Annotated in this window: 13 protein-coding genes; 7 read left to right on the forward strand and 6 right to left on the reverse strand. The window is 75.2% G+C overall.

Annotated features, from left to right (window positions below):
* Positions 1 to 248: 248 nt before the first annotated feature.
* The 4 genes from BJY14_RS09605 to BJY14_RS09620 all read right to left on the reverse strand — a co-directional run bounded on the left by BJY14_RS09605 (position 249) and on the right by BJY14_RS09620 (position 5,348).
* The gene (locus tag BJY14_RS09605; RefSeq protein ID WP_179843285.1) at positions 249 to 1,454 is read right to left on the reverse strand and encodes an ABC transporter substrate-binding protein; all 1,206 of its coding nucleotides are present in this window, start codon (positions 1,452 to 1,454) and stop codon (positions 249 to 251) included.
* A 466-nt stretch (positions 1,455 to 1,920) separates the two neighbouring features.
* A complete protein-coding gene (locus tag BJY14_RS09610; RefSeq protein ID WP_179843286.1) occupies positions 1,921 to 2,286 on the reverse strand; it encodes a hypothetical protein in 366 nt (121 codons plus the stop codon).
* 222 nt (positions 2,287 to 2,508) lie between these two features.
* The gene (locus BJY14_RS09615) at positions 2,509 to 4,008 is read right to left on the reverse strand and encodes a CoA-acylating methylmalonate-semialdehyde dehydrogenase (protein ID WP_179843287.1); all 1,500 of its coding nucleotides are present in this window, start codon (positions 4,006 to 4,008) and stop codon (positions 2,509 to 2,511) included.
* Positions 4,005 to 5,348: an aspartate aminotransferase family protein gene (locus BJY14_RS09620; protein ID WP_179843288.1), complete on the reverse strand. Its 1,344-nt coding sequence runs from the start codon at positions 5,346 to 5,348 to the stop codon at positions 4,005 to 4,007. The genes BJY14_RS09615 and BJY14_RS09620 overlap by 4 nt, the downstream gene beginning before the upstream one ends.
* Positions 5,349 to 5,494: 146 nt before the next feature.
* Here BJY14_RS09620 and BJY14_RS09625 point away from each other — a divergent pair, with 146 nt between their 5' ends.
* Both BJY14_RS09625 and BJY14_RS09630 read left to right on the forward strand, forming a co-directional pair.
* Complete coding sequence (locus tag BJY14_RS09625; protein ID WP_179843289.1) at positions 5,495 to 7,117, forward strand: PucR family transcriptional regulator; 1,623 nt, start codon at positions 5,495 to 5,497, stop codon at positions 7,115 to 7,117.
* 59 nt (positions 7,118 to 7,176) lie between these two features.
* The gene (locus tag BJY14_RS09630; RefSeq protein ID WP_179843290.1) at positions 7,177 to 7,971 is read left to right on the forward strand and encodes an alpha/beta fold hydrolase; all 795 of its coding nucleotides are present in this window, start codon (positions 7,177 to 7,179) and stop codon (positions 7,969 to 7,971) included.
* Here the strand turns inward: BJY14_RS09630 and BJY14_RS09635 are convergent.
* Positions 7,946 to 8,962, reverse strand: a complete 1,017-nt coding sequence (locus tag BJY14_RS09635; protein WP_179843291.1) for an NAD(P)H-dependent amine dehydrogenase family protein — start codon at positions 8,960 to 8,962, stop codon at positions 7,946 to 7,948. The genes BJY14_RS09630 and BJY14_RS09635 overlap by 26 nt on opposite strands.
* A gap of 116 nt (positions 8,963 to 9,078) precedes the next feature.
* On the opposite strand from BJY14_RS09635, the gene BJY14_RS09640 reads away from it, so the two are divergent.
* Entirely contained in the window at positions 9,079 to 10,209 is a 1,131-nt protein-coding gene (locus BJY14_RS09640) for a glutamate--cysteine ligase (RefSeq protein WP_312879097.1), read from the forward strand.
* Positions 10,210 to 10,244: 35 nt separating this feature from the next.
* On the opposite strand, the gene BJY14_RS09645 is transcribed toward BJY14_RS09640, so the two are convergent.
* Positions 10,245 to 10,745, reverse strand: a complete 501-nt coding sequence (locus BJY14_RS09645; RefSeq protein WP_179843292.1) for a helix-turn-helix transcriptional regulator — start codon at positions 10,743 to 10,745, stop codon at positions 10,245 to 10,247.
* Positions 10,746 to 10,976: 231 nt separating this feature from the next.
* On the opposite strand from BJY14_RS09645, the gene BJY14_RS09650 reads away from it, so the two are divergent.
* From BJY14_RS09650 to BJY14_RS09665, 4 genes are read left to right on the forward strand one after another with little or no spacing between them, the layout of a single operon-like run.
* A complete protein-coding gene (locus BJY14_RS09650; RefSeq protein WP_179843293.1) occupies positions 10,977 to 12,197 on the forward strand; it encodes a hypothetical protein in 1,221 nt (406 codons plus the stop codon).
* Complete coding sequence (locus BJY14_RS09655; RefSeq protein ID WP_179843294.1) at positions 12,194 to 14,596, forward strand: serine/threonine-protein kinase; 2,403 nt, start codon at positions 12,194 to 12,196, stop codon at positions 14,594 to 14,596. Before BJY14_RS09650 ends, BJY14_RS09655 begins: the two co-directional genes overlap by 4 nt.
* Positions 14,593 to 15,873, forward strand: a complete 1,281-nt coding sequence (locus tag BJY14_RS09660; RefSeq protein WP_179843295.1) for a PP2C family protein-serine/threonine phosphatase — start codon at positions 14,593 to 14,595, stop codon at positions 15,871 to 15,873. Before BJY14_RS09655 ends, BJY14_RS09660 begins: the two co-directional genes overlap by 4 nt.
* The gene (locus tag BJY14_RS09665; RefSeq protein ID WP_179843296.1) at positions 15,870 to 17,198 is read left to right on the forward strand and encodes a vWA domain-containing protein; all 1,329 of its coding nucleotides are present in this window, start codon (positions 15,870 to 15,872) and stop codon (positions 17,196 to 17,198) included. The genes BJY14_RS09660 and BJY14_RS09665 overlap by 4 nt, the downstream gene beginning before the upstream one ends.

The raw sequence follows: 17,198 nt of genomic DNA on the forward strand, positions 1-17,198 counted from the left end.
CGCGTGCGACGACTGCGCACCCGCCCCGCCGGTACCCCGCGCACGGCGGGGCCCCCGGGAGCCGCTCACGGGCGCCGGACCGGCGGTGGGGGAGCCGCCGCCGGCGCGGACGGCGGCAGGCGCCGCCGTCATGGAGGTCTCTCCAGGGAGAGGGTGACCTGGGCGTTTCGGGGGGAAGCCCGGGACCACCCGTCAGGCGCGCCCGGCTGGGGGCGGTCGGGCGCGCCGGAGAGACTCCCGCGCGGGCCTCAGGCCTTGGTGGCCTGGATCCAGGTCCGCGTCCACTCCGCGTAGTCGGTGCAGTCCTTCTTGCCCGACTCGCCGCCGCACGCCTTCGACGGCGCGTGCGCGAAGACGATCTTGTTGAGGTAGTCGCGGTCGCCGACGTGGTAGGCGGCGCAGAACCCGGACTTGAGGCGGTCGCCCGAGCACGCCTGCGGGTTGGCGGGCGCCACCCCCGTCCACTCGGCGACCTGCTGCTGGACGTCCGGCGAGGCCGTCCACTGGAGCCACTGGTACATGCAGTTGGGGTGCTGGACCCTGGCGCCGATCATCCACGCGTCCATCCACCCGGTCGCGCCCTCCGAGGGGATGACGCCCTGGACGGGCCGCGACGCGCGGTTCAGCACGTCCACGTGGTAGGGCCACCCCTGGCCGAGCACCGCCCGGCCCCCGGCGAACGCGCTGACGGCGTCGGCAGGAAGGTCCCAGTACTCCCCCACGTACGGACGCTGCCGGGCCAGGACCCGCCCGGCCGCGGCGAGCTGCGCCGGCGTCAGCGCGTAGGGGTCGCGGATCTTGAGCTTGCGCTGCCGGCCCTTGAGGTAGAGCGCGGCCTCGGCGATCGCGAGCGGGCTGTCCCGCATGACGATCTTCCCGGCGTAGCGGCGGGCCTGGCCGGGGTCGAACAGCGCGGCCCAGCTCGCCGGCGGCGGCACGGTCCGGGCGTCGTACATCAGCAGGTTGGAGCCCCACACGTACGGCAGGCCGTAGTGCTTGCCGTCGCGCTCCAGGAGCTTGCGCAGCTTCGGTTCGAGCTTCTTGTAGCCGTCCACGAGGTCGGGGTTGATCGGGACGACCTGGTTCTCCTCGACCAGCCGCCCGGCGACCTCCGGTGGCGCGGCGACGCCGTCGTAGCGGCGGTTCCCGTCGCGCATGAGGTCGGCCATCTCCTCGGCCGTCTTGACGACCTTCATACCGATCTTGCAGCCGGTGCGCTCCTGGAAGGGCGTGACCCAGTCCACGCGCGGGTCGGTGCCGCCGCTCTCCACCCAGCCGGGCAGCGTGAGGAGGTTCAGCGTCCCCTCGCCGGGGCCGAGGGTGCTCACCACCTTGGCGACGCCGACGGGCTTGTCGTCCCCGCCGCTGCACGCGCCGAGCAAGGCGGCGCCGAGCGCCGCGGCCGCCGCCAGGGCCGTCGTCGTCCTGACCCGTGCCGTGGCCCTGCGCCGCATGTCGCTCCCGATCCGTGCCAGGGCCCTCCCCCTCACGAACGGGCCCGTCGGCGCAGCGTAGCGTCTCCGTGGCCGCCGGGCGCACGGACCCCGCTCGCGGACGGCGGCGCCGGAGGCCTCCGGCCGCCGATGCGCGGGTCGCGGCGGACGCCGGCGATGTGATCGCCGGTTTCGCGGAATTTTCCCGCCGACCCATGGCCGGTGCGGCCGGAATTACCGAAGATCGCGACTCAACTGTCGCCCGGCGGGCTTTCCCAAGGGTGACAGTGCCATGACCATTGCCGCGCGCTTTGCTGCGAATTTCCGGCCCGGTCACGGAGAGGGAGTCCGCCGGGCCCCGGAAGGACGGTGGGTGCTGGCGTCCGCGCCATACACGGAGGTTGCTGGAGAGGATATGGCGCGGGCCTGCGTCCTGCCCGGGGCCGCGGCGGCACCGGTGGGCGTGGTGGGGGTGGGGAACAGCGGATCACCGTGCGGTGCCGCCCGGCCACGCGATCACCGGTACCCGGCCGGACGGCGGCGGTGTGACGCCCTCGAGACGGAGGAGGTTCGAGGGACGCCGCACGTCCTGCCGGGTGTCATGGAACGGCCGGGGACGGCCGCCGGGGGGCGGGGGCCCGCCGGCCGCCCGCCGCGCCGGAGCGGCGCCCGAGACCACCTCGATCCGCGCGATGAGCCGCTGCGGAGTCTCGGCCTCGAGGAAGTCCCCGACGTCGCGGTCCCGGGGCGGCAGCGCCCACCAATGGCCGGTGAACAGGCCGAACCAAATGGTCCAGCCCGGGAATCGCCTTCCGAGCGCGTCCACTTCGGCGGCGTGGTCGCCTGCGGTCATAGCGCGGCTCCTGCACATCCGGCTCCACCGGCCCGCGGCCCGGGGACCACGGGTTTCTGACTGCCGACCCTGACTTTTGAATTCGCATCAATTAAGGGAGACAGTCAGATTGTGTCGCCGGACACAGAGCCAGTCAATGGGGTGGAGCCATTATTCGCCCGGCCGTGCCGGACGAAAATTGACAACGGAAAAACGCGCTCGGTAGGTAATTCCCGCGGCTCCTCAACCGCCGGTGGGGAAGCCCAGGTTCACCCCGCCGTGGGACGGGTCGGGCCAGCGCGCCGTGACGGCCTTCGTCCGGGTGTAGAAGTGGACGCCCTCCATGCCGTGGACGTGGCTGTCGCCGAACAGCGAGTCCTTCCAGCCGCCGAACGAGTAGTAGGCCATCGGCACCGGGATCGGCACGTTCACGCCGACCATGCCGACCTCCACCTCGTTCTGGAAGCGCCGCGCCGCCCCGCCGTCGTCGGTGAAGATCGCGGTCCCGTTGCCGTAGGGGTTGGCGGAGATCAGTTCCATGGCCGCGTCGTAGGACCCGGCCCGCACGACCGACAGCACCGGGCCGAAGATCTCGTCCTTGTAGGCGTCCATGTCCGGGGTGACGTGGTCGAGGACGGCCGGGCCGAGCCAGAACCCCTCGCCGGCGCCGCCCAGCACGTCCGGGTCGCGCCCGTCGACGGCGAGCGTGGCGCCCTGCGCGACGGCGCCGTCCAGGTAGGAGGCCACCCTGTCCCGGTGCGCCTTCGTGACGAGCGGCCCCATCTGCGACTCGGGGTGGTCGCCCGGGCCGACCCTCAGCCCGGCGACGCGCTCCTTGATCTTGGCCGTCAGCTCGTCCCCGACCGGGTCCACGGCGACGACGACGGAGATCGCCATGCACCGCTCCCCCGCCGACCCGAAGCCGGCCGACACCGCGGCGTCCGCCGCGAGGTCGAGGTCGGCGTCCGGCAGCACGAGCATGTGGTTCTTGGCCCCGCCGAGCGCCTGCACCCGCTTGCCGTTCGCCGCCGCCGTCTCGTAGACGTGGCGCGCGATCGGGGTGGAGCCGACGAAGCTGACCGCCTTGACGTCCGGATGGCGCAGCAGGCCGTCCACCGCCTCCCTGTCGCCGTGCAGGACGTTGAACACTCCGTCCGGCAGCCCCGCCTCGGCCCACAGCTCGGCGAGCCGGACCGACGCCGACGGGTCCTTCTCGGACGGCTTGAGCACGAACGTGTTCCCGCACGCGATCGCGACCGGGAACATCCACATCGGCACCATCGCCGGGAAGTTGAACGGGGTGATCCCGGCGGCCACGCCGACCGGCTGGAGGATCGAGTAGGCGTCCACCCGCGAGGAGACGTTCTCCGAGAACCCTCCCTTGAGCAGGTGCGGGATACCGCAGGCGAACTCGGCGACCTCCAGCCCGCGGGCGACCTCGCCCGCCGCGTCGGCGACCACCTTGCCGTGCTCGGACGAGATCAGCCGGGCCAGTTCCCCGGAGTGCGCGTCCACCAGTTCGCGGAAGCGGAACAGCACCTTCGCGCGCTGCGAGAGCGAGGCGTCCCGCCAGCCGGGGAACGCGGCCTTCGCGGCGGCCACGGCGGCGCCGACCTCCCGCGGCCCGGCGAGGTCGACGGTCCCGGCCGCGTGCCCGGACGCGGGCTCGAAGATGTCGCCCCGCCGGCCGCTCTCCCCGCCGAACGGCTTCCCGCCGATCCAGTGCGTCACGTGCTTGGTCATGCTTCCTCCCGGCGAGCAGTCGGCCCGCGCCCTCCGGCGACGGCGGTCTCGTTCACGGCCTCCAGCGAGGCGATCAGGACGCCGAGGCCCTCCGCGGCCTCGTCGTCGCTGAGGGTCAGCGGCGGCGCCATGCGCACCACGTTGCCGTACAGGCCGCCCTTGCCGACCAGCAGCCCCCGCTCGCGCGCCGCCTCCATCAGCGCGGCGGCGAGCGGCGGGCTCGGCTCGCCGGTCCGCGGGTCGGCCAGCTCGACCGCGAACATCAGCCCCTTGCCCCGCACGTCCGCGACGATCGGGAACCGGCCCGCCGCCGCCGACAGCCCCCCGATGATCGTCCGGCCCTGCCTGGCCGCGTTGGCCTGCAGGTCGTGGTCGAGGACGTAGTCGAGCGTGGCGTTGGCGGCCGCCATCGACACCGGGTTGCCGCCGAACGTGGAGATGCCGGCCGCGTGGAGGCCGTCCATGAGATCGCCGCGCGCGACGACGCCGCCGACCGCGAAGCCGTTGCCGAGGCCCTTGGCGAAGGTGATCACGTCCGGGGTGACGCCGTGGGCGTCGATCCCCCAGAACCCCTGGCCCGTCCGCCCCCAGCCGGTCTGCACCTCGTCGGAGACGAACAGGATCCCGAACTCGTCGAGGACCCGCTTGTAGGCGGCGAACAGGCCGTCGGGCGGCATCGTGAAGCCGCCGACGCCCTGGATCGGCTCGGCGATGAGCGCGGCGACGTCGCCGCCGGTCGCGGTGGCGAGCACGTGCCGCAGGTCCTGCGCGCACACGTCGATGTACCGCTCGTCCGACATCCCGGCGAACTGCGGGAGCCGGCGGTCGGCGCCGTGCAGGAAGTGGACGTCCAGCGGGGAGTACGACAGGTTCGTCCAGCCGCGGTTCCCGGTGACGCCCGTCGCGGCGAACGAACGGCCGTGGTAGCTCTGCCGCATCGCGAGGACCTGGTCGCTGCGCCGCGCGTACGCGGCCAGCAGCAGCGCCGTCTCGTTGGCCTCCGTCCCGGAGTTGGTGAAGAACACCTTCGCGTCGGGGATGCCCGACAGCCGCGCGATCTTCTCGGCCAGCTCCACCTGCCCGCGCAGCAGGTACGCGGTGGAGGTGTGGACGACGCCGGTGGCGAGCTGCCGTTCCACCGCGTCGCGGACCTCGGGCACGCCGTACCCGAGCATGTTCGTCAGGATGCCGATGAAGAAGTCGAGGTAGGAGTTGCCCTCGGCGTCGGTCACGCGGCTGCCCTCGCCGCCGACGATCTCGATGGGGTCCCGGTAGTTGAGCGCCATCCAGGACGGCATGACCGCCCGGTGGCGGCGGAGCAGGTTCGCGTGTTCCGGCATGCTCCAAGTCTCGTTTCCGCGGGCGGCCCCGGCCACCCGCAGAGTGTCAGCACCGGGCGCCTCCGGTTAACGGTCTGCTGGCGGCTGACAACCTGTAACGACCGGATCATCACCGCTGACACCCTGTCCGGTTATCATCGCCGGTGATGCTGCCCACTGTCGACGACGTCCTCCAGCTCGACGCGGTACGCCGCGGCCAGCCGCACGTCGTCGCGGGCGCGGACCGGACCGGCAACCGGGTCCGCTGGGTGCACGTCGCCGAGGTCACCGACATCGCGCACCTGCTGCACGGCGGCGAGCTCGTCCTCACCACCGGCATCGCGCTGCCCGACGAGCCCGAGCGGCTGCGCGCCTACATCGCCGACCTCGCCGAGGTCGGCGTCAGCGGCCTGATGATCGAGCTCGGCCGCCGCTACGCCACCGTGCTGCCGCCCGCGCTGATCGCCGCGGCAGAGGAGTTCGGCCTGCCGGTGATCGTGCTGGCGCACGAGCCCGCGTTCGTCGACATCACCGAGTCGGTGCACGCCCGGATCGTGCAGGAGCAGTTCGCCGAGCTGCGCGCCTCCGAGCAGCTGCACGAGATCTTCACGCGGCTCTCGGTCGAGGGCGCCTCCACCGACGAGGTCGTCCGGCAGGTGGCGGCGCTCGGCGGGCACCCGGTGGTGCTGGAGAACCTCGCCCACCAGGTCCTCGCCGCGGACGCCGGCGGCGCCGACCCCGCCGAGCTGCTGTCGGCGTGGGAGACCCGCTCGCGGGCCGTCCGGCCCGGCCGCCGCACCGGCTACGACGAGGCGTCCGGCTGGCTGGTCACGATGGTCGGCGCGCGCGGGGAGGACTGGGGCCGGCTCATCGTCGACCTCGGCTCGCCGCCGTCCCCGCGCGAGACCGTGCTGATCGAGCGGGCCGCCACCACCCTCGCGCTCGGCCGGCTCCTCGACCGGCACGCCGAGAGCGTCGAGCGGCAGGCGCACGGCACGATCATCGCCCGGATCCTCGCGCACGCCTACTCCGACCCGCAGGAGGCGGCGGCCCGCGCCCGCGCCCTCGGCGTCCCGCTGTCCGGCCGCCGGCTGCTCGGCGCCGTGCTCCGGCACCGCGGCCCCGCCCTGTCCCGGTCCGCCCCGCCCGTCGGCGAGCTGTCGCAGCTCGCCGAGACGGCCGCGGCCGCCTGCAAGGACGCGCGCCTCGCCGCGCTCGTCGGCGTCCTGGACGAGGGCGGCCCGCACGCCCGCGTCGGCGTCCTGGCGTCCCTGCCCGCCCGCGCCGACGTGGAGACCGCGCTCACCGAGGTCGCCACCCGGATCCGCAAGCAGTCCGGCGACACCGTGATGGCGGCCGGGTCGGTGGTGGAGACGATCAGCGACGTCCGCCGCTCCTTCCTGGAGGCCGAGCAGGTCGCCGACGTCGCGGCGCGCGGCTCCGGGGCCCGCCTCTACTACCGGCTGCCCGACCTGCGCCTGCGCGGGCTCCTGCACCTCCTCCGCGACGACGCCCGCGTGCAGACCTTCGTCGAACGCGAGCTCGGCCCCCTGCTGGAGTACGACGCGCAGCGCGGCAGCGACCTCACCCGCATCCTGGAGCTGTACCTCGAATCCGGCCGGAACAAGGCCGTCGCCGCCCAGCACGCGCACCTGTCACGCCCCGCCTTCTACGAGCGGCTCCGCCGCATCGAACGGGTCCTGGACGCCGACCTCGACGACGTGGAGTCGTGCGTGTCCTTCCACGTGGCGCTGCTGGCCCTGTCGTCCGTCCGCTGGGAACGTTCCTGACCTGACCGGTGACCGGTGAAGGCCGTTCGCGGCGGAGCCCGCGCGCATACGCTTTACCCATGGCGGACGCGGTACTGCATGTTCATCGGTACGGGGACCCGGGCGGAGCGCCGGTGGTCATGCTCCACGGGGTCTGCGGGCACGGGGCCCGCTGGCGCCGGACCGCCGAACGGTACCTGGCGGACCGCTCCGTCCTCGCGCCGGATCTGCGCGGGCACGGGCGCTCGACGCACGAGCCGCCGTGGACCGTCGAACGGCACGTGGCCGACGTCCTGGCGATGATGGACGCCGAGGGCGTCGAGCGGGCCGACCTCGTCGGGCACTCCTATGGCGGGATGATCGCGCTGCATCTGGCGCGGACCGCGCCGAGGCGGGTCCGGCGGCTCCTCCTGCTCGACCCGGCCATCGGCCTCGACCCGGCGACGGCGGCACGGGAGGCGCGCGGCCACCTGGCGCCGGTGTCGTTCGGCGACGTCGCCGAGGCGCGCGCCGACCGGGCGGCGCACTGGCCGGCGGCTCCGCCGGACGCCGTGGACGAGGAGGTCGCCGAGCACCTGGAGCACGGCCCGGACGGGCGGCTGCGGTGGCGGTTCGAGCCCGCCGCCGCGGTGACCGCGTACTCGGAGATGGCGCGCCCGCACCTGGCGCCGCCCGCGGACCTGCCCACCCACCTGGTCATCGCCACGGAGGCCGACTTCGTCCGCCCCGAGTTCGTGGTGGAACTGCGCGCCGCGCTCGGGCCCGGCCTCGTGATCAGCGAGGTCGACGCCGGGCACATGCTCTACGTCGACCGGCTGGAGGAGACCGGGACGCTGCTCTCCGCGTGGCTCAGCGCAGGCGGCGCCGGCCGGTGAACGGCGGCAGGGTCAGCGGGGTGTGCAGGCCCGGCGGCGCCTCGGCGACGGCGGGGACGGCGCTGACCATGCGCAGCGCGGTCGCCGCGGCCGGGTCGGCCGCGGCGGGACCCGCGAGGTCCATCCGCCAGGGCGGCTCGCCGTCGATCTCGACGCGGTGGCCGCCGGTCCCGCCCGGCGGCGGCGCGGGCCAGTGGGGGGCGATGTCGGCGCGCAGCCGGGCGACGTGCTCGACGGTGATCACGGGACGGCCGCGCAGCACTCCCGACACCTGGAACCTCAGGCCGGCGAGGGTCCCCTTGGCGACGCTCCCGATGTCCTCGGGCGCCGGGCACAGTTCGTAGGTCTCGGACACCTCGTCCAGCGGCACGGCCAGGTGCTCGGCGAGCAGGCGCACGACCGGTCCCCACGCGCGCACCGGCCCGCCCGGCCGGACGATCCGCGGGCGGTGCCCGAGCGGGCCGCCGAAGCCGAGCCGGGCGGCGGCCTCGGGGTCGTCCCGGCAGGTGAACCGGGTGACCTTGACGCCGTGCACGCGCAGGCAGCCGCCGCTCAGCAGCAGCGGGAGCACGTCGTTCGCCGGGCTGGGCCCGAGGGTGAGGCAGGCGGCGCCGCCGGTCGCGCACGCGGACCGGAGCCGGCGGACGAGGGCCCGGTCGGCGGAGGGCGGGTGGACCAGCGCGGGCAGGACGTCCGACACCACGCCGGTGCCCGATTCCAGGATGCGGCAGATCTCCCCTGCCACGTCCCGGGAGCGGGAGGCGGTGTGGCAGACGACGTGGGGCCGCCGTGCCAGGAGCGGTGCCGGGTCCTCGGTGGCGCGGATCCGGGTCGGGCGGCCGCTTCCGGCCAGTTCGGCGGCGTCGACGCCGGCGTGCCGGGGGTCGACGGTGACCACCCCCGCGAGTTCGAGGTCGGGGTGTCCGAGCAGAGCCGCGAGCGACGACCTGCCGGCGGGTCCGGTTCCCCACTGGCCGACGAGATAGGACATACCACCACCTTTTGACCAAGCGCTCGGTCAACGCGGGCGCATTCTAGGCATGCCCGCGCGGCCAGAACGATCCCCTCGCGGGACGTACATCCGTGCTGGCCGGGAAGGATTGTCTGGTGACACTTCGCGCGGGTGCGCGCACGTTCGGCGTGGAGGAGGAGCTGCTCCTGGTCGACCCGGAGTCGGGTGCGCCCCAGGCCCTGTCCGGCTCCGTGATCCACTACGCCCGGCGCCACGACGAGCTGTTCCTGACCGGCGGGCGGCGCTCCAACGCGCTGGAGACCGAACTCCAGCGGGAGCAGCTGGAGACGGCCACCCCGGTCTGCGGCTCGCTGGGCGAGCTGTCCGACCACGTCCGGTCGGCGCGGGTGGCGGCGGGCCAGTCGGCGGCCGGGGTCGGCGCCGCCGTCGCCGCGCTGGCGACCTCGCCGGTCAGCGTCCGCCCGTCGCTCACTCCGTCGCACCGCTACCTGCGGATGTCCGACGCCTTCGGGCCCACCGCCGACGAGCAGCTCACCTGCGGATGCCACGTGCACGTCGGCATCGAGTCCCCGGAGGAGGGCGTCGCCGTCCTCGACCGGATCCGGCCGTGGCTGCCCCCGCTGCTCGCGCTCAGTGCGAACTCCCCTTTCTGGCAGGGCACCGACACGGGCTCCGACAGCTGGCGGCACCAGGTCTGGGGCCGCTGGCCCTCCAGCGGCCCGACCGAGCTGTTCGGCTCGGCGAGGGCCTACCGGACGACGGTGGAGGCGCTGCTCGCGACCGGCGTCCTGGTGGACGAGGGCATGATCTACTTCGACGCCCGGCTGTCACGGCACTACCCGACCGTCGAGATCCGCGTCGCGGACGTGTGCCTGGACGCCGACGACGCCGTGCTGCTGGGCGCGCTCGTGCGGGCGCTGGTCGACACCGCCGCGGACGCGTGGCGGCGGAGCGAGCCGCCCGACCCGGTGCGCGCGGACCTGGTGCGCCTGGCCATGTGGCGGGCCGGGCGCTCGGGCCTGCGCGGCGACCTCGTCCACCCGCGCACCCATACCGCCGCCCCCGCCGGCGAGGTCGTCACCACGCTGGTCGAGCACCTGGCGCCCGCGCTCGACCGCGCCGGCGACCTGGACACCGTGATCAAGCTCCTCGGCGGCGTGCTGGAACGCGGGAACGGAGCCCGGTTCCAGCGCGCCGCCTACGCCCGGGCCGGAGACCTGAGGACCGTGGTCACCGCCGCCGTCCGCCGCACGATGGCGGTCTGACCGGGGCCGCGTCGCCGCGGCCCCGGCGGGGGCGGTCAGTCAGTGCTGCGCCGCTGGAAGGGGAGGTAGCGGTCGGCTCGCCGGTGCCGGGCGAGCAGGCCGGTGGACTCGACGGCGAGGATGCGGTCGAAGCGGAAGGCGCGCACGCCGCGGCGCATGCGGCACCAGCCGACGAGGTACCAGTGGTCGCGGTGCACGAGGCAGGTCACCGGCTCGACCTCGCGGATCGTGACGTTGGCACCGGCGTCGCCGTAGCAGAGCCGGACGACGCGGTGCTCGGTGATGGCGGCGGCGACCACGCGGGCGCGGTCGGAGGTGGAGACGTCCAGGGGCGTGGTGAGGGTGGCGAGCGTGGTGGTGACCACGTCGTCGTGCGGGGTGGCGTCGAGGAGGGTGTGCAGGGCGCGGCGCGCGGTGGTGGCCTGCGGGCCGGTGCCGAGGTGCGCGAGCGAGAGCGCGAGGGCGGCGATCTCCGCCGCCGTGAGCGAGGCCGGCGCGGTGGGCGCGGTCTGGGGGTGCGTCGCAACGTTCGCCATGGTTCGATCATACGTTCGAACACTGACATTTTGGAGGGCCGGGCGGGGGCGGACGGGCATCGGGGCGCGGCCGGGACCCGTCCGGGCGGTGATCGGCTCCGCGCTTGAGAAGGCGGCCTCGCATGGTGAAAACTGAGCCCCGGACAACGTGCTCTATTCGGGGGAATCAGGGGCGAACATGGGTCAAGTCGTGGACCGGCGTTGAGTGAGCCACGCCTGGACCGGCCTCCGATGAGCCGAGACGAGGCGGACAGAACGCTCGCGCGCCTCCAGGACGAGAGGGAGCGCATCGGCGCGGCCCTGCTGGAACTGGAGGCCCACCAGGGCTACCAGCTGCTGGAGGGCGCGGCCCTGCGCGGCGCGACGCTGCGCGTGCAGTCCGACGTGCGGTCGCGGACGGCGTCCCTGTGGCTGCTGTTCGACCTGCACGGGCGCGTCCTGTCCGCCGCCGAGGAGTTGCGGGCCCGCCACAGCAGGCCCGGCCAGGCGCAGCTCGCCGAACTCACCCGGCTGCTGGACGGGCCGTCGGTGGAGCTGCCCGCGGCGCAGGTGCCGCTGGAGCGGCGGACGCTGCTGGCCGTCCCGTCCGGCGAGCGGCTGACGCTGCGGGCGGCCGTCGAACGGATGACGCCGCTCTATGAGGAGGTCGCGCGGGCGGTCGCCGCGCTCGACGCGGTCTGGTCGACGCTGCTGTCGCGGCTCGCCGAGGTCGAGGCGGAACGGCGGGCGGCCGAGGAGCTGCTGGAGTCCGCCGGCGGCGCGGACCCGGACCTCGAACGGCTCCGCGACGAGCTGGCGTCCGTCGCCGCGACCGTGCGCGCCGACCCGCTCGCTATGGCGCGGGACGGCCTCGCCGACACCGCGCGGCTGGACGCGATCCGCTCCGGCCTCGCCGACGTGCGCCGCGGCCTGGAGGAGGCGGAGCGGCTGCGCGAGGGGTTCGCCGCCCGGATCCGCGGCGTCGCCGCCGTCCTCGACCTGCTGCGCGAGGCCGAGGCGGAGGCCCGCGCCGTCCGCGACGACGTCCTCGTCAAGATCACCGCGGCGGCGGTGCCGGACCCGCCCGACTCCTCCGCCGTCCTCGCCGACCGGCTCGCCGCCGTCACCCGGCCCCGGCCGGGCGCGGCCGCGCGGGGCGGCGGCTGGCACGAGACCGCGCGGCGGGTCGCCAGCCTGGAGCGCGCCGCCGACGCGGCGCTGGCGCGGGCACGCGAGACCACCGGCCTGATCCGGGGCCTGCTGGACCGGCGCGAGGAGCTGCGCGGCCGCCTGCGGGCCTACAGGGTGAAGGCCTCGCGGCTCGGCCACGCCGAGGACGCCGAACTGGCCCGGTCCTACGAGCAGGCACGCGAGCTGCTGTGGACCTCCCCCTGCGATCTGCGGAAGGCCACCGTGGCCCTGACCGCGTACCAGCGGGCCGTCACCTCGCGGGCGAAGGGAGCGGATCGATGAGCCAGTGCGCGCAGCCGGGGTGCGGAGGGACGATCGCGGACGGCTACTGCGACGTGTGCGGCAATCCCCCCGCGGCCGCCGCGCCCGCGCCGAGCGCCGCCCAGAGCGCCGCGCCGAGCGTCCCGGCCCCGCGCCCGCCCGCCGAGCAGCCCGACCGGTGCCACCAGGCCGGGTGCTCCGGCACGATCATGGACGGCTACTGCGACGTGTGCGGCTCGCCGCCCGCCTACACCGCCCGCGTCCAGGCGGCCGCGGGCAGGTCCGGGAGCGGGGGCGGGCCGGCGGGGACCGGCGGCACGGCGACCCCGGGGAGCACGGCGACCGGCAGCACCCGGACGGGCAGCACCCGCACCGGGTCGGCCCGCTCGTCCGGCCGCCGCGGCATGCTCGGCGCCGGGCTGGTCGAGGTGCCGCGCGTCCCCTACCGGGACCCGTCCAGCGCGGTGATGAGCGACCCGCAGGTCGCGGAGGCCAAGCGGTACTGCAGCGGCTGCGGCGAGCCCGTCGGCCGCGGGCGCGGGGACCAGCCGGGACGAACGGAGGGCTTCTGCCCCAAGTGCGGCGCCCGGTTCTCCTTCACCCCGAAGCTCGGCCCGGGCGACCTCGTCGGCGGCCAGTACAGCGTGCTGGGCTGCATCGCCCACGGCGGACTCGGCTGGATCTACCTGGCGCAGGACAAGAACGTCAGCGACCGCTGGGTGGTCCTGAAAGGCCTGCTCGACAGCGGCGACGCCGACGCGATGGCCGCCGCGGCGGCCGAGCGCGCGTTCCTCGCGGAGGTCGAGCACCCCAACATCGTCAAGATCTACAACTTCGTCCAGCACGGCGGCGACGGCTACATCGTCATGGAGTACGTGGGCGGGGAGTCGCTCAAGGACATCCTGCTCCGGCAGCCGCTGCCGGCCGGCCAGAAGCACCTGCCGGTCGCGCAGGCCATCGCCTACGGGCTGGAGGTGCTGCGGGCGTTCGAGTACCTGCACGCGCAGGGCCTCGTCTACTGCGACTTCAAGCCGGACAACGTGATCCAGTCCGAGGAGCAGCTCCGGCTGATCGACCTCGGCGGGGTGCGGCGGCTGGACGACCCGGACGGCGCGATCTACGGCACGGTCGGCTACCAGGCCCCCGAGATCGCCGACGCCGGCCCCTCGGTGACCTCCGACCTCTACACGGTCGGCCGGGCGCTGGCCGTGCTGAGCTTCCCGTTCAAGGGCTACACCCGCGGGTTCGCCGACTCGCTGCCGCCGCGCGAGGACGTCCCCGTGCTCCAGCGGTTCGAGTCCTACGACCGGCTGCTGCGCCGCGCGACGCACAGGGAGCCGACCGCCCGGTTCCAGGACGCGGCGGAGATGGCCGAGCAGCTCACCGGCGTGCTGCGCGAGGTGCTGGCCGCCGAGGACGGCACCCCGCGTCCCGCGCCGTCCGGGCTGTTCGGGCCGGAGCGGTTCACGACGCGGATGGCGGGCGAGGCGCGGGAGGAGGCGGCGCTGCCGCCCGTCCCGCCGCCGGTCGCCGCGGCGTCGCTGCCGGTCCCGCTGGTGGACGGCGCCGACCAGGCGGCCGCGTTCGTGTCCGGGCTCGGCGCGCTGGAGCCCGCGCAGGCCGCCGAGGCGGCGGCGAACGCGCCCGAGCGCACGCCCGAGGTCAGGCTGGCGCTCGCCCGCGCCAAGATCGAACTGGGCGAGGCGGGCGAGGCCGACGAACTGCTCGACGCGCTGGCCACGGAGCGCCCCTCCGACTGGCGGATCGGCTGGTACCGCGCGGTCGGGCTGCTCGCCCGGGGCCGCGTGGACGAGGCCGCACCGCTGTTCGACCGGCTGTACGCGCTGCTGCCCGGCGAGGCGGCCCCCAAGCTGGCCCTCGCCTACTGCCGCGAGCGGTCCGCGCCGCACGACGCCGTCCGCCTGTACGACACGGTCTGGCGCACCGACCAGAGCTACATCAACGCCGCCTTCGGCCTCGCCCGCGTGCATCTGGCGGCGGGCGACCGCCGCGCCGCCGTCGCCGCGCTCGACTCGGTACCGAAGATCTCGATCCGGTACGTGCCCGCGCAGGTCGCGGCCGTCGTGACGGCGGTGCGCGGCCGTCCCCCCGCCGAGCTGACGGCGGGCGAGCTGGTCGCCGCGGGCCACCGGCTCACCGCCCTCGACCTGGACGCCGAGCGCCGCGACAGGCTCGCCGCCGAGGTGCTGGAGGCCGCGCTCGGCTGGATCACGGCGGGCCCCGGCACGGCGGCCGGGACGCAGGGCGGCTCCCTCTTCGGCGCCCCGCTCGCCGAGGCCCCGCTGCGCCGCCTCCTGGAAGGGACATACCGGGAGCTGGCACGCCGCACCCGTGACAGGGACGAGTGCCGCCGGCTCGTCGACTCCGCCAACGCCGTACGCCCGAGGACGCTGCTGTGACCGACGACCGAACCGGAGCCGACGAGACCACCGGAACCGGCGCCCCCGGGGCCGACCAGGGGAAGGCGGCCGAGCTGGCCTGCCCCGCCTGCGGCGCCGTGGTGTTCGCCGAAGAGATCTTCTGCGAGGAGTGCGGGCACCGGCTCGCCGACGGACCGCCCGCCGAGGCCGCCGGGCGCGACGGCGCCACGATCCGGCAGGAGTCCGCGCCGTCCGCCCGCCGAACGGGCGGCCCCGGCCCGTGCCCGGGGTGCGGCGGAACGGCGATCGACGCCGACGGCTACTGCGAGACGTGCGGCCTGCGCCAGCCCGCCGAGCGCGACCACGTCGAGATCGAACTGCCGGCCGGGTCCGGCGGCAACGGCACCCGCCCGGTCGTCGCGGCGGGCGCGAGCGACCGCGGCCGCCGCTACAGCCGCAACGAGGACGCGCTGGCCCTCGCCGCGCACCTGTCCGGCATCGCGGCCGTCGTGTCCGACGGCGTCGGATCCTCGCAGCGTCCCGACGAGGCGTCCCGCGCCGCGGCCGACACCGGGCTGGCCGAGCTGGTCGCGCGGCTCGACGCCGGGGAGGACGCCGAGGACGCCACCCGGCACGCGGCGCTGCGCGCGGCCGCCGCCGTCGCCGGGCTCGCCACGTCGCCGTCCGACGCGCCGTCGTGCACCTACGTGTCCGCGGTGACGCGCGGCCCGGCGGTCACGGTCGGCTGGATCGGCGACAGCCGCGCCTACTGGCTCGCCGCGGACGGCTCCGCCGGGCCCGGCGAGGACTCCGCGCCGGGGCCCGCGCCCGACGAGGTGGACGGGGCCGAGGTCAGCACCGGCGACATGGCCGAGCTCGGCGCGTCCCGCCGGCTCACCGAGGACGACTCGTGGGCCGCGTTCATGGTCGCCGAGGGGTCGCTGACCGAGGCGGAGGCGGAGGCGCACCCGAACGCGCACGTCATCACCGCGTGGCTGGGCGCCGACGCCGGGCAGGTCAGCCCGCACGTGGCGACGTTCCGGCCGGGCGGCCCCGGCACGCTGCTGGTGTGCAGCGACGGCCTGTGGAACTACTTCCCGGCCGCCGCCGACCTGGCGGCGCTGCTGGCCGGCGGCGAAGGGTCCCCGGGCCCGGCGGCCGACCCGCTCGGCGCCGCGCGGACGCTGGTGCGCCAGGCGCTGGAGGCCGGGGGCCGCGACAACATCACGGTCGCCGTGATCCCGGTCCCCTCCCCCGGCGGCTCCGGCGGCCGCGTCCAGGAGAGCATCCCCCAGAGCACGCAGGAGCCCCGATGAGCGAGCCGCAGTTCACCCTCTCCGTCGACCAGAACAAGTACCTGCCCGAGGGCGGGCGCGAGGTGCACGCCATCGTGTCCGTCGAGGCGAGCGCCGCCGAGGGCGCCACCGCCCCGTCCTCGGCCAGGGCGTCCGAGGTCGTCATCATCGACACCTCCGGCTCGATGTCCTACCCCGAGACCAAGCTGCGCGCGGCGATCGCGGCCGCGCAGGTCGCGGTCGACACGCTGCGCGACGGCGTGGAGTTCGCGGTCGTCTCCGGCTCCAACACGGCCAAGATGGTCTTCCCCCGGCACCAGGGGACGGTCCCGGCGACGCCGGAGACCCGCGCGGAGGCCAAGCACGCGCTGAGCCGGCTGACGGCGGCGGGCGGCACCGCGATCGGCTCGTGGCTGCGGCTGGCCGACGACCTGTTCGGCGGCCGCGACGGCATCCGGCACGCGATCCTCCTGACCGACGGCAAGAACCAGCACGAGACGACGGAGGAGCTCGACGCGGCCCTGGCCCGCTGCGGCGGGCGGTTCGTCTGCGACTGCCGCGGCGTCGGCACCGACTGGGAGGTCGCCGAGCTGCGCAAGGTGGCGTCCGCGCTGCTCGGCAGCGTCGGCATGGTGGCCGACCCGGCCGGCCTCGTCGAGGACTTCCGCGCCATGACCGAGGCGGCGATGGGCAAGTCCGTCGCCGACGTCGCCCTGCGCGTGTGGACGCCGCAGACGGCGCGGCTGCGGTTCGTCAAGCAGGTCTCCCCGTCGGTGGAGGACCTCACCGGCAAGCGCGCGGAGTCGGCGCCGCAGGCCGGCGACTACCCGCTCGGAGCGTGGGGCGCCGAGAGCCGCGACTACCACCTCTGCGTGGAGGTGCCGCCGGGCGAGCTCGGCAAGGAGCTGCGCGCCGCGTGGGTGAAGCTCGTCGTGCCGGGCCCGCCGGGCGAGGAGGCGCGGGTCGTCGCGACCGCGAACGTCCTCGCCCAGTGGACGGACGACGAGGCCGAGTCCACCCGGATCAACCCGCGGGTGGCGGGCTACACCGGGCAGGCGGAGCTCGCCGCGGCGATCCAGGAGGGCCTGCAGGCCCGCAAGGACGGCGACCTCGACACCGCGACGGCGCGGCTCGGCCGGGCCGTCGTGCTCGCGGGCGAGGCGGGCAACGACGAGATCACCGCGATGCTCCGCAAGGTGGTGGACGTCGTGGACGAGGCGACCGGTACCGTCCGGTTGAAGCGCGACGTCGCCAAGGCCGACGAGATGGAGCTCGACACGCGCTCCAGCAAGACGGTCCGGACCCGCAAGGACGAGACGGTGACCACCAGGAGGGGCGAGGGCTGA

This window comes from Actinomadura luteofluorescens, from assembly GCF_013409365.1.
In the GTDB taxonomy this organism is placed as follows: Bacteria; Actinomycetota; Actinomycetes; order Streptosporangiales; family Streptosporangiaceae; genus Spirillospora; species Spirillospora luteofluorescens.

Excerpts from the sequence above, each read along its gene's own strand:
- BJY14_RS09635 (WP_179843291.1), bottom strand. The coding sequence starts at position 8,962 with ATGTCCTATCTCGTCGGCCAGTGGGGAACCGGACCCGCCGGCAGGTCG.
- BJY14_RS09610 (WP_179843286.1), bottom strand. The coding sequence starts at position 2,286 with ATGACCGCAGGCGACCACGCCGCCGAAGTGGACGCGCTCGGAAGGCGA.
- BJY14_RS09625 (WP_179843289.1), top strand. The coding sequence starts at position 5,495 with ATGCTGCCCACTGTCGACGACGTCCTCCAGCTCGACGCGGTACGCCGC.
- BJY14_RS09655 (WP_179843294.1), top strand. The coding sequence starts at position 12,194 with ATGAGCCAGTGCGCGCAGCCGGGGTGCGGAGGGACGATCGCGGACGGC.
- BJY14_RS09645 (WP_179843292.1), bottom strand. The coding sequence starts at position 10,745 with ATGGCGAACGTTGCGACGCACCCCCAGACCGCGCCCACCGCGCCGGCC.
- BJY14_RS09630 (WP_179843290.1), top strand. The coding sequence starts at position 7,177 with ATGGCGGACGCGGTACTGCATGTTCATCGGTACGGGGACCCGGGCGGA.
- BJY14_RS09665 (WP_179843296.1), top strand. The coding sequence starts at position 15,870 with ATGAGCGAGCCGCAGTTCACCCTCTCCGTCGACCAGAACAAGTACCTG.
- BJY14_RS09605 (WP_179843285.1), bottom strand. The coding sequence starts at position 1,454 with ATGCGGCGCAGGGCCACGGCACGGGTCAGGACGACGACGGCCCTGGCG.
- BJY14_RS09620 (WP_179843288.1), bottom strand. The coding sequence starts at position 5,348 with ATGCCGGAACACGCGAACCTGCTCCGCCGCCACCGGGCGGTCATGCCG.
- BJY14_RS09650 (WP_179843293.1), top strand. The coding sequence starts at position 10,977 with ATGAGCCGAGACGAGGCGGACAGAACGCTCGCGCGCCTCCAGGACGAG.
- BJY14_RS09615 (WP_179843287.1), bottom strand. The coding sequence starts at position 4,008 with ATGACCAAGCACGTGACGCACTGGATCGGCGGGAAGCCGTTCGGCGGG.